Below are 13,896 nucleotides of genomic sequence, written 5' to 3' on the forward strand. Positions count from 1 at the left end.
TGTTCTCAGCGATGGCCCGGCGTGCGGTGTCGGTGGCAACTTTGCCGCCGCGCCTGGCGTTGTCGGGTCTGGCGTTGGTCGGTGGTTCGACGATTCCGCGAACCGCTGTCAGTGACGTGGCGCTGCGGACTGGCACTCTTGCGCTGGCGGGCGTCGGGATGATTCCTGCAGCAGCGGGATCGATTCTTCGTGTGCCGCGAATGCCGGGTTCCGCCTATGTCTCGGCGGCGGCGTCGGCGATCAATTATCAACCCCGGGTGCGTCGGCGAATCGAACAGCGCCTTGGCCGTTCGCTCACCGACTTCGCATTGGAGTCGGCGACGTCGTTCGCGGATGTTCTGACCTATGCGCCTGCGTCATTGGGCGTGGATTTCGGGCTGCGGACGATGCTGCTGCGCGAAACTCTGGCGGCGCGAAACTCTCGGCTGGTGTGGCCACTCGAACCTGGCGCTCGCGGTTCTTCCACGAGGCGTGACCCGAGTGGTCCGGGGGAGCGTTATGCCGACAGGATCGCTGGGGTTCAGCTGGCGGCTGGGGCTGCACTGGCTACCGTGTCTGCCGGCGGTGACACCGTTGCGACGAGCATCAAGGTTTCGGCGCCGCGGCCGCTTCGGATATCGCGCGAATCGTTCGCTGCTGGTTTGTCATACGGTCTGTGCCGGACGCACCACGTCGCCGTTTCGGACCCCGCGGCTCTACGCATGCTCGATCGTGTCGATACCGTCCTCGTCGATCCGAGTGTCCTTTTCGAAGACGCGCTCCGGGTTTCCGACATACGAGAGGTGTCCGAGTCGGACCGCGTCGTGGTGTGGGCACATGCCAGGGAAGCGCTTGACGCCGGCTCGCTCGGGGTCGGCAGACACCGCATCGACGGCGCCGAAGTTGTCGTAAGACCGGTGCGAAAAGGGTTGGCGGAATCACTGATAGGTGAGATACGCGCGAGCGGAGTCGCAGCGGCCACGATCGACGACGACGGGCTCGGATCACTGCGAAGCGGATTCGACGAGCTCTATCCGGCGCCATCGACTCCCGAAGCCGGCCTGCGCGAAGCTCTCTCGGCACTGGTGGCCGAGGGTCGGACAGTTGCGATCGTGTCGAGTAGGGCGATAGCGGGGCAGGCAGTGCTACGCATCGGGATTTCACCACCGAGTGGCGAGCACGTGAGTGCCGACATCCACACCGACTTGGCCGGGGCGTGGCGGGTCGTCCATGCGCTCTCGGCTGCCCGAACAGCGACGAGGCGCGGCGTCGAACTCTCCTCGGGTTCTTCGGCATTGGGTGCCTTGATTATGCTTCCGGGAATTCGAGGGGCTGGGCCGGGGCCGGTCACGGCTGGTTCGGCCGCGGGACTGTGGACCGGATACACCCTGTCCCGATCTGTGATTCAGGCTCCCGCCCCTGTCGGTGCTCCGAGCGATAGCTGGCATGAGATGGACGGTGATTCTGTCGTTCGCGAACTCGCCGAATCCGTCCGGCATACGCCGCAGCGCGCCGACGCTCGTGTGCGAGCGCCCGCACGCTTCAGGTTGATCCGTGACGGATTGTCGGCGTTGCGAACAGAATTGGCGGATCCACTCACGCCGGTGTTGGCAACCGGCTCGGCGGCCAGTGCAGTCCTCGGTTCACCGGTAGACGCCGTCCTGGTCGGTTCGGTTTTGGTCGGCAATGCCGCGATGTCCGCTGTTCAACGACTTCATTCGGAACGGGCAGTGCAGCGACTTTTGCGGACTCAGGAACCGGTAGCTCGGCGAGTAACCAACATTGGCGAGGTCGAGACTGCGGCAGACGCGCTCGAACTCGGTGACGTCGTGGCCCTCGAGTCCGGGGACATCGTGCCCGCCGATTGTCGACTGTTGATCGCCGAATCGCTGGAAGTCGACGAGTCGTCGTTGACGGGGGAGTCCATGCCCGTCGACAAGCAGACCGACCCGACCCCTGGGATGCCCCTGGCCGAGCGAAGGTGCATGGCCTATGCCGGGACAACAGTGCTTGCCGGCTCCGGTCGTGGCGTGGTCACGGCCACCGGAGCTCGAACGGTGACCAGGCGCGCCGATGTCGGTGTATCCCGATCCGGACCTGCTGTGGGCCTGACCAACAGACTGCGCGAACTCACCAGGGCGACTCTGCCGGCCAGTATCGGCGGCGGAGCGTTGGTGACAGTCGCGGGTCTGATTCGTGGTACCGGTCTGCGCCGCGCCGTCACCGGAGGCGTGGCCGTTGCCGTGGCCGCCGTGCCGGAGGGATTGCCTCTGGTTGCGACCCTGGCTCAGCAGGCGGCAGCTCGAAGGCTCACTGCAGCAGGAGTGTTGGTGCGTGCTCCACGTTCGATCGAAGCGCTCGGGCGTGTCGACGTGGTCTGCTTCGACAAGACCGGAACCCTCAGTGAGAACAAGCTACGGGTGGCCGCGGTCGAACGCGTCGACGGTTGGGGCGAAAGTGAGATTTTGGAAGTTGCGGCGCGCAGTGCTCTGGGAAGTCGCGACGATCGCGTGTTTCATTCGACGGACGCCGCCGTCGTCGATGCAGCCGAACAAGCTCTGGACGAGGCTCGGGTTTTCGGTGATGCCGACGCGCTCAACCTCGTTCCGTTCAGGTCTGGGCGGCCGTACTCGGCAGCCCTACTGGGCAGACGGATCGCACTGAAGGGTTCACCGGAATTCGTGGCGGAGGCAGGGCGGGATCCGAATGCTGTGTCGGCGAGCCACGTTCAGAGCATGGCCGGACGCGGACTGCGGGTGGTTGCCGTCGCACAGCGCGAGTTGTCGGAACACGATGCGCGACGCGCTGCGGAGGACTCGGAATTTCTCGAACAGTGTTGCTCCGAGGGGTTGGAAGCGGTCGGCCTTCTCGGACTCTCGGACACGCTGAGACCCGAAGCAACGCAACTTGTTCGAGAACTTCAAGGCAACGGACAGCAAGTGCGCGTGCTGACCGGGGATCATCCGACAACAGCGGCGGCGGTCGCCACCGAACTGGGGATGGATGTGGCGCGTGAGGACGTGGTCACCGGTCCGGACTGGGAGAACTTCTCTCGCGCAGAACGACGGAACGCCGTCCGCGGCAGCAGCGTCTTTGCGCGCGTGACACCCGAGCAGAAGGTCGAGATCGTGCAAGCGTTGGAGACTGACGGGCGCGTGTGCGCCATGGTCGGTGACGGCGCGAACGATGCTGCGGCGATCCGAGTTTCCAGCGTGGGAATCGGGGTGGCGTCGACTGACAGCGATCCGGCGCGCGGCGCCGCAGACATCGTGCTCCTCGACGGCCGTGTCGGCGGATTGACCGACGCATTGGACGAGGGCAGTCAATTGTGGCGGCGGGTCAGATCAGCGGTGGGGGTTTTGCTCGGAGGCAACGCGGGTGAAGTCGCATTCGCTCTGGTCGGTTCTGCGCTGTCCGGCGAATCACCGCTCAACGCAAGGCAGTTGCTACTGGTCAATCTGATGACGGACGCCTTGCCCGCTGCTGCGCTTGCGGTGAGCACCCCGTCCGAGAACGGATCCGAGAAGTCCGAACAGATGGACACTCATGCGTTGTGGCAGACGATCGCTGTCCGCGGCGGTGCCACGGCAATCGGTGCGCTGGCAGCGTGGCTTCTGGCCCGGACGAGCGGCAGGAGGCGGCGAGCGTCGACGGTGGCGTTGGTTGCCCTGGTGGGCACCCAACTGGGGCAGACGCTGCTCGAATCGCGCAGTCCGCTGGTGGTCGCAACCGTTGCCGGGTCCGCTGCGGCGCTGGCGACGCTCGTCAGCACACCGGTGGTGAGCCAATTTCTCGGTTGCACGCCGCTCGGTCCGATTGGGTGGGGCCAAGCAGTGGGCTGTGCGTCGGCAGCGACGCTGCTGGCGGCGCTGGCTCCGCGGGTGTTGGAGCGGATCGCCGCAACTGAGGAGACTGGAACTGAGGAGAGCGCGGAAGGTCAGTCGACGATTCGCAAGATCCCGACGCGGACGAGTACCGCGTACACCTCCCGAACCGGGGGAGTCAGCGCTCGCGACAGCGTGGAAATCAGCGAAGCGGAAATCAAAGAAGCGGAAACCGGTGAATCGGACACGCTTGTGAGCGTCGCTGCTGGAAGTGACACGTCGCCGAACTCCCGGGCGACCCGAGATGAATCCTGAGGAATCGTGACATGTCCCAGAACACCGTCGACCACACGAACCCCGTCGATCACCGCGCGGTAGTGGAATCCGTGCGTTCGGCTCGGAGCTTCGAGTTGGAGCTACCGATCGTCGGTGCCATTCCGGTTCCGAGACCCGAGCAGATCGCCTATTTTGCGGCGATGGGACTGATGGTTGCGTTCGAGATCATCGAGTGGCCCGTGGCAGTCACCATCGCGGCGGGGCATCTGCTCGCAACAGAGCAGCACAATCACGTCCTCGAAGAGATCGGAGAGGCGCTCGAGGGCGTCTGAAGCCAGCGCGGTGCGGACACAAATCGAGCGGCCCCGCATTTCGCGGGACCGCTCGACGTGCGGAGAAACTTACTGCGCGAGTGCGCGCTTCATGCCGCGTTCGACTGCTGCGATGATCTGCGGACGCAGTTCTGCGGCAGGGACGATCTCATCCACCGAGCCGACCTCTCGGGCCCGCTGGATGTTGTGGATCGCTTCGAATTCGGATGCCACTTCGCCGAGCTTGTCGGAGCGGACGGCGATGCGCTGAGCGTTCAGTTCGACGCGCAGGTGTGCTTTCTCCGTGTCGTCCTTGGCTGCTGCCAAGTCTGCTTCCAGTTGCTGCACCTTCGGGTCGTTGTTGGTGCGGGTGTTCACCTCACGGGTGAAGACCACTGCGGCGGCGGGGGCGCCGCCGAGTACCGAGGCGAACGAACCTTCGACAGCAAGAACTTCCATGTTGTCGTTGAGCGCACCGGAGAATACGACGAACGCGCCGCCGTGGTAGCGGGAAACGACGCAGAACACGATCGGTCCGTCGAAGTTGACGATGGCGCGGCCGATCTCGGCGCCGTACTCGAGTTGGATGTTGCGCAGTGACTCCGGTGAACCGTCGAAGCCGGACAGGTTGGCCAGCACCACGATCGGACGGTTGCCGCTCGCAGCATTGATCGCGCGGGCCGTCTTCTTCGACGAGTTCGGGAACAGCGTTCCCGACGTCCAGGTGTCGGGACCGTCGGCGGGGAAGTGACCCTTACGCGGGATCGCGCGGGATTCGATGCCCACCACTGTGACCGGATGTCCGGCGAGGTGCGCGTCCAGAACGACCGAGGTGTCGGCGCCGGCCATGTCGGCCCAACGCTCGAGAACCGAGTGGTCCTGGTCGACCACCGAACGCATCACGGTGCGAATGTCGAAGGGCTTCTTGCGATCCGGGTTCTTCGCCGAGGAGAAGATGTCGCCGACCGTCTCGAAGTCGCTCGACGGGTGGGTGTGCGGGAAGCTACGCACGTCGCGATCGACGGGGTCCGTCGTCGCTGCGCGACGCGGGAACCGTTCGCCGGGAGCGAGGTACGAGTGTGCGTAGTGACGGAACAGGATCTCGCACGCCGCAGTGAGGTCGGGGGCCCAGTACTGCGCCTGGCCGTTGGGGCCCATGACGCGGTCGTAGCCACCGATACCGAAGTTGTCCTCGGCCGACACGCCACCGGAGTAGTCGAGAGACTGCTTGCCGGTCAGCACCATCGCGCTGTCCGGGGTCATCACCAGAATGCCCTTGGTGTGCATCAACATGGTGGCTTCGGCGTTCCAGTAGGGCTGAGCGCCGACGTTGATTCCCGTGACGACGATGTTGATCTCGCCACCGTTCTGGGTGAAGGTGATGATCCGGCGCAGGCCACGGGAGACCCAGTCCATGTTCTCGGTGCCGCTCTCCATCGAGATGGTGGCACCCGAGGACAGCGCAAACCACTCGACCGGAGCGTTCAACTTCTCGGCCAGGTCGATGGCAGCGACCACGCGTGAGCATTCGGCCTCGGCCACGGTACCGAGCGCCTTGGTGGGGTCACCGAAGAGCGCGACACGGGTCATTCCCTCGGGATAGCGCGGCGTCGGAGTGTTCACGAGGCCGACGACGATGCCGGCCTTGTTGAGCCCGTACGGACGCTCGACAGGTGAGAGGACGCCCGCTTCGTCGAAGTCGTGCTCGACGAAGGTGCCCTTGGTGCCGGTCAGGAGCGGAATCAGCTCGTACGGGTACACCGTGCCGCGTGCCCGCGAACTCTGGACCTTCTGGGCGTACGCGTCGAGGGGGAGCAGCGGTTCAGTGGGAGGCGTGGTCTTGTTGATGACCACACCGGCACCTGCGCGGTAGGAGAATCGCAGCGCAACTTCCTTGGGCGCGCCGCCCTTTCGGTCCTTCAGGCGGGTGATGAGTGTGATCTCTTCGAGCCCGGCGCCGACGGTCAGTCGGGCTGCGTTCTGAGCGATCACGGAGAAGCGTTCGCTGGGAACGTCGGCGACCGGCCACACGTAGAGCACGACGCGGTTGGCTGCCAGTCGACGCTTGTCGCCGCGCTGAGACTGCGCACGGCGGATGCCGTCGAGGCACGCGGCAAGTGTGCGCTCGATGGCCGGAAGCGCAACCATCTGGCCTTCGTCGTCGAGCTGCGGTGTCACGTCACGGATTTCCGCGAGAGCGATCAGGCGCTCGTCCTTCGGGTTCTCCTTGGCGGAGAGGTGGAACAGGTAGGTGTTCTCCGGAGCCGGCAGACGCTTGCCGTTGAAGTTCTTCAGGCGCCACATGTCCAGACGCTGACCCGTGAGCGGATGCATGTCGCGGATGATGTTGTCCTCGACCAGTTCACCGTCGATCGGGCGGAAGGTGACCCAGCGGACCGGCTCCCCATTCGGATTGCAGATGATCACAGTCGCGCGGCGGGACCGGGTGATCGTCTCGTTGCGCGAGAGTTCGGTGCGCAGCGTCTCGACGAGCGTGTCGCCGTCGGCGGGCTGATTCGGCCAGTCGAGGTAGATGTCGACTACCAGGCCGCGACCGGATGGAGCATCCTGCGCGATTGTGGCGACATCGTCGAGAGCCGTTCCGAGAGCGTCGAATTCGGCCACCGTCGAGACCAGATGTAGCCCGTCGCCCTTGAGGTCGAAGTTACCGGTCACGAAACGGCGGTCGACGTGCTCGAAAACGCGGACGTCTTCGAAGGAGTGAATCTTGTAGTAGCGACGCGTGATGACCTCGAGCAGAGGGCCGCCATCGCGGTTGCCAAGGCCGATCTTTCGACCCAACAGGTCCAGGAGCGGTTCGGGAGTGGCGACGAGGTTGGCGATTCGCTCGTCGAAATCGGCAGCGTCCGGCTGCTCTTCGAGGTAGGCGAGGTTGCCGCGTACTCCGTCGTAGACGTCTTCGCGAACCTTGCGGATGCGCGGCTCGTCGAAGAACCGGAAGCGAAGGTTGCGGGCGACGTCGCCGATGACGGGGTAGCGGACCTGCGTCGCGACGATGAGTCGATCGAGAACCTCGTTGAGCTCCTGAGCCGAGCAACCGGGAGCCTTGTCGCCGACCAGCCAGCCTTCGAGAAGTGCTGCAATGACCGGGATCTGGGCTTCCATGCGCTGCAGAGCCAGGAAGAGTCGGTACACCGCTTCCTCGACGGCCTGGCGATCTTCCAGATCGGTGACGTCGTAGTGGCGAAGTGCCCGTTCGAGTCTCGTGCGGAACGACGCCGGCAAACCTTCGCGCTCGGAGTCGAGTGAGTGCAGGAAGGTGTGGAAGTGCTCGCGGGGGCTGTGGACGGATTCGTCCTTCGCGGACTCACCCGAGGTGGGCTTGTTGCGCGAGAGTTCGCAGATGTCGGCGAAGGTGGTCAGCACAGCCAGTTCGGCCTGTACCAGTTCGCGGTCCTCGGATTCGAGTGCGCTGCGAAGTGCGTCGTACTCGGCCAGAACAGCGTTTGCGTGCTTACCGCTGACGTCGTAGCCACTGATCATCGCGGTCAGTGCTTCGAGCTGTGCCAATGCGTCGTCGCGGGCGTCGGAACCGGAAGTTGCTGCCGGAAGATCGAATTGGACTCGCGGAGCCTTCTCTGTGACAGCTTCCTCGCTGACCTGGTCGACGCGCAGGAGCGGCGCGCCGGCATCGACCTGAGAGTTGACGGTAGCGAGAACTTCACGCACCTTGCCCGCGTACGGTGCGCGAACTGCGGTCTCCATCTTCATGGATTCGAGCACGACCAGGGTGGAGCCGGCTTCGACGTCGTCGCCGACCGCGACCGGTACGGCCACCACGACGGCGGGCGCCGGTGCGCGGACCACTCCGGCGTCGTCCTGGCTGATCTGGTGGCTGATGCCGTCGACCTCGACGAGATAGCGAGCCGGGCTCACGACGGAAACGACGTGGAAGCGCCGATCACCGATCACCAGCCGTGACTCGAAGTCACCGAGACGATCGACGTCGACCTCGATGTCGCCGGCGTCTCCGTCGACGCGGTAGCGGTGCGGGCCGATACGCCCGACGGTCAGTTTGTATGCCTGACCTTGGTAGTTGAGCTCGACGGTACGGCCGATCGCGTGGTTGGCGCGGGGACGGCCGCCGCGTGCCGAGGCGAGGAAGGCCGCACGCTCGAGGGACTCCTCGGCGTCGTAAGCATCGATGGCGGTGGCGATCAGTGCGACGTCCGCGCGGCGAGTGGTGCCGGTCAGGGCGCCTGTGCGGTCGAGCCAGCCGGTATCCGCGGATGCGGAGATGACCTCGTCGCGATCGAGTAGATCGAGGAGGAACGACTTGGTGGTGGTGCCGCCGTCGAGTACGACTGTGGTTTCACGAAGGGCGGTACGCAGGCGCGCAAGTGCCTCGGAGCGGTTGCGGCCCCAGGCGATGACCTTCGCGACCATCGAGTCGTAGTCGGGCGGAATGACGTCCCCGGCAGCGATGCCGGTGTCGACCCGGATGCCGGAGCCGAGCGGGAACTTGAGGAGCTGAACCGTGCCGGGTGCCGGCGCGAAATCGTTGTCCGCGTCCTCGGCGTTGAGGCGGGCTTCGACGGCGTGGCCGAATGCGGGCGGGCAGTCACCGACCAATTCGTCACCACTGGCGACCAGAATCTGCAGTTTGACGAGGTCGATTCCGGTTGTGACCTCGGTGATCGGGTGCTCGACCTGCAGACGGGTGTTGACCTCGAGGAACGTGAAGAGCTTGTTCTCGGGCTGGTAGAGGTATTCGACCGTGCCTGCGCCCTGGTATCCGGCTGCCTTGACCAGTTCGGCGGACACCTTCTTGAGGTGGTCAGACTGTTCTTCGGTCAGGACGGGGGAAGAGGATTCTTCGATGACCTTCTGGTTGCGACGCTGAATCGAGCAGTCGCGAACGCCCGGAGCCCAGACATTGCCGTGGTTGTCGGCGATGACCTGTACCTCGACGTGGCGTGCATCGGTGACAAGCCGTTCGAGGAAGACGACGGGGTCGCCGAAGGACCGCTCTGCTTCGCCCTGCGTGCGCTCGAGTGCAACTTCGAGTTCGTCTTCGGCCCAGACCTTGCGGATACCGCGTCCACCGCCGCCGCTTCGGGCCTTGATGATCAGGGGATATCCGATGGACTGAGCATGACGACGAGCGTCGGCGCGCGTTTCGACCGGTCCGCCGCTCCACGGGGCGACAGGTACGCCGACCTTCTCGGCCAGGATCTTGGCGGCAACCTTGTCGCCGAGCAGGCGCATCGCGTCGGCGCTCGGGCCGATGAACGTGATGCCCAGTTTCGCGACGATCTCGGCGAAGGCGGGATCCTCGGCCACGAAGCCCCAGCCGACCCAGACTGCGTCGGCCTTGGCCGCGAGGAGTGCTCGCTCGAGTTCGGCGTAGTCGAGATACGGGCTGCCGGTGCCGCTGCTGCGCAGGGTCACACCCTCGTCTGCCTGGCGGACGAACATGGCGCGGCGCTCGGCCTCGGTGTGCAGTGCAATGACGCGAATGCCGTAGTCGTGTTCGGCGTTCAGTTCGCGTACAGCCCTGATCAGCCGGACCGCGGCCTCACCTCGATTGACCACTGCGATTCGTTTGAACATTGTCACTGCCACCGTCCTTGATGAGATTCTTCGTCACGTACGTTGCGATATGAGCCGACCGTGTCCCACATACCCGGATTACCTGGTTCGTGAACTACGCCGCGATGCGCTGTGTTTCCCCCGGTTGCGCGTCGGCAAGTGATTGCCCTTCCGGTTCGTAGAGTCCCCTGCGCTCAGGCACGGCGTGCCTTGTACGCCACCCTGCAGGCGTGGACTCAGAACCGCTCCAATCACGAATCAGCAACATATTGTGTCTGCTTCCAGGGAATCCCTGGTTTATCTAAGAATGCAGTATGTCGACGCTCATGTCACCTGGGCGAATTGAAGAATATTAGTCAACGTGAACCACGGTTACACGTATGGCGTTAAATCATTGCAGTGCAATGGAATTCGACCCTGTGACACGGATCACGATGGTAATGAAATTGGCAAGAAAGTGAATACTCACTGGTAACAAAATCGCGTATTCGGAGAATTCTCCCGATTGCTCGATTATTACTGATCGGTACTACTGGCGAGTATTTTCTATGTCCCCTCGGACCGTATTCGAGAAATCGCCTTCGATGGTTGCAATGTGCTGTGCGATCGCGTCGAGTCCTGCGGGAGGGAGCTGCAATGCGTTGGCGAGAGCAAGCGAAGCCCGCTTGAAGTGCTCCACGAGTGGTTCGTACTTCGTGACCAGCCTCAGCCTGTCGGTCTCGCTCAGGTACTTCACGCTTCCCGCGTTGTCGACGAAGTCGCTGAACTTCACGAGGAACACTGCGGGATCCGCGATCGCGCGGATGACGTGATCCTGGTAGCCGGTGGTGTTGTCGTGCGGGTAGTCGATTGGATTGGTCACTGCCTCAACAAGTTCGGAGATTCTGTGGCCGAAGTGCGAGGCGATGAGTGTTGACGCACGTTCTTGCGCTTCGGATGCAGACATGTCGTCCGCAGTCCGGCCACCGAGGAGTGCGATGACGGCGTGTGGTCGGTCCTCGACCGTGTCGTGAAGCGCGGTTGCGCTCAGGATCTCGACATCGGAGCACCCGTACCGAAGCAGCCGCAACACATTTCGTAGGGGATGAACGATGTAGGGATCCTCGTCGGACTTGATCCCGTTCTTTCTGAACTGATCGAGGTGCGCGAGGGTCGCGACCTCCATGGCGAGTCGCAAGGTTTCACCCGGGAGTGCCATCTCGTCGACGGCGCTCTCGATCGCGAAGACCAGCGTCGCGGCGTCCATTTCCTTCAGGGGTAGCTGGTCGAATGCGGATCTGATCGGGTCGGAGTGGCTCATGGCGAACAGCCTTTCGTTTGGTGTAGGTGTCGCGACGAAAGTCTTTATGAGAATCTGCCCTCGAACCGTGGTCGTCACCGGGCGTGGGGCGGAAGTCAGAATCATCTTGATTCTATCCGGCGACTACGACAGTAAGTGTTCCTAGCGTTGTGATCGAGGTGGGCGGGGAGTTTCGGTCGCCTCCATCACTGGCAGACTTGGGTAGGAAGAGGTTCGATGACCACGGAGGCGACCCTGGCGTCGTTTGTCGAGACGGTTGACACGGATGTCGACATCCATCCACTGGACGATCCTGTGCGACAAGGTCTTCGCGGACATCATGCGCAATTCGCTCACTGGGCGGGGAGAGTTGCGCGATACGACCCGACAGTCGCTCCGTTTGTCGGTCATCCGCCCGAGTTGGACGCCGAAGACTGGGAGAACCTACGCACACTCGTAGGTCCAGGCGGCACAGTAGGTTTACGAGGATTTGATCATCAGCCGCCGGAAGGGTGGCGCGTTGTGGATCAGTTCGGCTCGGTGCAGATGGACGGTTCAGCACTCGAAGTCTCCGTTGATCCATCGGTCGAACTTCTCGGAAGGGGCGACGTCCCCGAAATTCTGGCGTTGATCGAGCGCACCAAGCCCGGACCGTTTCTTCCTCGTACCGTCGAGATGGGGAGCTACTACGGCATTCGCGTCGACGGAAGACTTGTTGCCATGGCGGGGGAGCGGTTGCACCCTCCGGGATGGACGGAAATCAGTGCGGTGTGCACCGACAGCGACTTCCGAGGTCGAGGCCTGGGTACGACGCTGATCCGTGCCGTCGCTGCCGGGATTCGCGAACGCGGCGAGCTGCCGTTTCTCCATGCAGTGCAATCGAATACGAATGCGATCAGACTCTACGAATCGCTGGGGTTCGTTCTGCGGAAGAGATCCCGGTTGACCGCGGTGCAGGCGCCGGCCTGATCGAATTCTCGCCGACGCCTGTGTTTCGGGCGCTCGGCCACTAGTCTGAACAAATGACAGTCGATCAGGCGTTGGACAGTGATTTCCTCACTCTTGCCGATCCGTACCGCCGCGAGTTGCTGGCGCACTGCTATCGCATGATGGGGTCGATTCACGACGCCGAAGACCAGGTCCAGGAGACGTTCATCCGGGCTTGGCGCGGGTTCGAAGGTTACAAAGGCCAGTCGTCGCTCAGGACCTGGCTCTATCGCATCGCGACGAACACGTGCCTGACCGCGCTGGAGGGGAGATCGAGGCGTCCACTCCCGACCGGCCTCGGTGCACCTAGTTCGGACCCGGCCGACGATTTGATCGAGCGCAACGAGATTGCCTGGTTGGAACCGATCGCGGATTCTGCGTTGGGCGACGTCAATGATCCCGCCGTCATGGTCGTCAATCGCGATTCGGTCAGGCTTGCGCTGGTTGCCGCGCTGCAGCACTTGTCCGCCCGCCAACGTGCGGTTCTGGTTCTGCGTGACGTTCTCCAGTGGAAGGCGTCAGAAGTTGCGGAGGCGCTGGACACCACAACCACTGCGGTGAACAGCCTGCTGCAGCGGGCTCGCGCGCAGATCAATCACATCGGGCCCACTGAGGACGATCTCGTGGAACCGACTACCGAGGCTGCCCGGAAGTTGCTTCGCGACTACGTGCACAGCTTCGAGAGCTACGACGTCGAGGCCATCGTTGAGCTGTTCACGCGTGAAGCCATCTGGGAGATGCCTCCGTTCGAGGGCTGGTACCAGGGCCCCGAGGCAATCGGGCAGCTCATCGGAACCAAATGCCCGGCGGACGGACCAGGAGCGATGCGGCTGCTACCGACCGCCGCCAACGGCCAGCCGGCGTTCGGCCTCTATATGCGCGAGCCCGATGGGGTTCACCGTGCTTTCCAGTTGCACGTTCTCGATGTCACCGAGTCCGGGATCTCGCACGTCACGTGTTTCTTCGATCTGAGTCTGTTCGCACGGTTCGGATTGCCTGCAGAGCTGTAGGGGCAAGGAGTTGCGCGAGCCCTCCGGTATGGAGGGACCCGCGCGCCTACTCGTTACTGCTGTTGTTCTGCGTTACTGCTGGGGAACAGTCGCAGCCGGGTCCATCCACATGACCTCCCAGACGTGATTGTCGAGGTCGCGGAACGCGCGTCCGTACATGAAGCCGTGATCCTGGGGCTCCATCCACTTGCTACCGCCGGCAGCGATCGCCGCGTCGACGAAGGTGTCGACTTCTTCCCTGCTGTCGGCTGACACGCACATCAGTGCTTCTCGAGCTTTCGACGTGTCACAGATGTCGTCGGCGATGAAGTCCCCGAAACGCGGTTCGTTCAGGAACATGACGGTGGCGGAATCGCTGACAATCATCGAGACAGTGTTCTCGTCACTGAACATGTCGTTGAACTCGAAGCCGAGGCCGCTGAAGAACGCCCGGGTAGCGGCGACGTCCTTGACCGGCATGTTGACGAAGAGAAGGCGAGACATTGGGTGCTCCTTGAAGTCGGTTGACTGATTACTGAACGCTTCGGTTCCTGTTGGTTCCTGCTCATACAGACCGCAGTGGGCGCAGAAAGTCATCGCGAGAGGCAAAAATTCGAGGAAACTATCGGCTGTTAACCCGCGTCAGTGCTCTGACCTGGCGATTTGGTGTTGTGTTGATCTTCGCGTAACTTTGTCCA

The 13,896-nt window shown here is 63.3% G+C and carries 7 protein-coding genes; 4 read left to right on the forward strand and 3 right to left on the reverse strand.

Annotated features, from left to right (window positions below; translation table 11 throughout):
• Positions 1–11: 11 nt before the first annotated feature.
• Both QM596_RS09460 and QM596_RS09465 read left to right on the forward strand, forming a co-directional pair.
• The gene (locus QM596_RS09460) at positions 12–4,118 is read left to right on the forward strand and encodes a cation-translocating P-type ATPase (RefSeq protein ID WP_283308741.1); all 4,107 of its coding nucleotides are present in this window, start codon (positions 12–14) and stop codon (positions 4,116–4,118) included.
• Between the two features lie 11 nt (positions 4,119–4,129).
• Positions 4,130–4,411, forward strand: a complete 282-nt coding sequence (locus QM596_RS09465) for a hypothetical protein (protein ID WP_283308742.1) — start codon at positions 4,130–4,132, stop codon at positions 4,409–4,411.
• A gap of 69 nt (positions 4,412–4,480) precedes the next feature.
• Here QM596_RS09465 and QM596_RS09470 read toward each other — a convergent pair whose 3' ends face one another.
• A complete protein-coding gene (locus QM596_RS09470) occupies positions 4,481–9,964 on the reverse strand; it encodes an ATP-binding protein (protein ID WP_283308790.1) in 5,484 nt (1,827 codons plus the stop codon).
• Between the two features lie 508 nt (positions 9,965–10,472).
• Positions 10,473–11,243: an HD domain-containing protein gene (locus tag QM596_RS09475; protein WP_021344949.1), complete on the reverse strand. Its 771-nt coding sequence runs from the start codon at positions 11,241–11,243 to the stop codon at positions 10,473–10,475.
• Positions 11,244–11,459: 216 nt separating this feature from the next.
• On the opposite strand from QM596_RS09475, the gene QM596_RS09480 reads away from it, so the two are divergent.
• Positions 11,460–12,191 (forward strand): GNAT family N-acetyltransferase, encoded by a 732-nt coding sequence (locus tag QM596_RS09480; protein ID WP_020908411.1) that lies wholly within the window; start codon positions 11,460–11,462, stop codon positions 12,189–12,191.
• A gap of 53 nt (positions 12,192–12,244) precedes the next feature.
• A complete protein-coding gene (locus tag QM596_RS09485) occupies positions 12,245–13,219 on the forward strand; it encodes a sigma-70 family RNA polymerase sigma factor (protein ID WP_020970164.1) in 975 nt (324 codons plus the stop codon).
• 72 nt (positions 13,220–13,291) lie between these two features.
• Here the strand turns inward: QM596_RS09485 and QM596_RS09490 are convergent, their stop codons facing one another.
• Positions 13,292–13,702 carry a VOC family protein gene (locus tag QM596_RS09490; protein ID WP_003945103.1) on the reverse strand — a complete coding sequence of 137 codons (411 nt, stop codon included), beginning with the start codon at positions 13,700–13,702 and terminating at the stop codon, positions 13,292–13,294.
• Between the last annotated feature and the right edge of the window lie 194 nt (positions 13,703–13,896).

Source organism: Rhodococcus sp. IEGM 1406, assembly GCF_030056745.1.
Taxonomy (GTDB): Bacteria; Actinomycetota; Actinomycetes; order Mycobacteriales; family Mycobacteriaceae; genus Rhodococcus_F; species Rhodococcus_F erythropolis.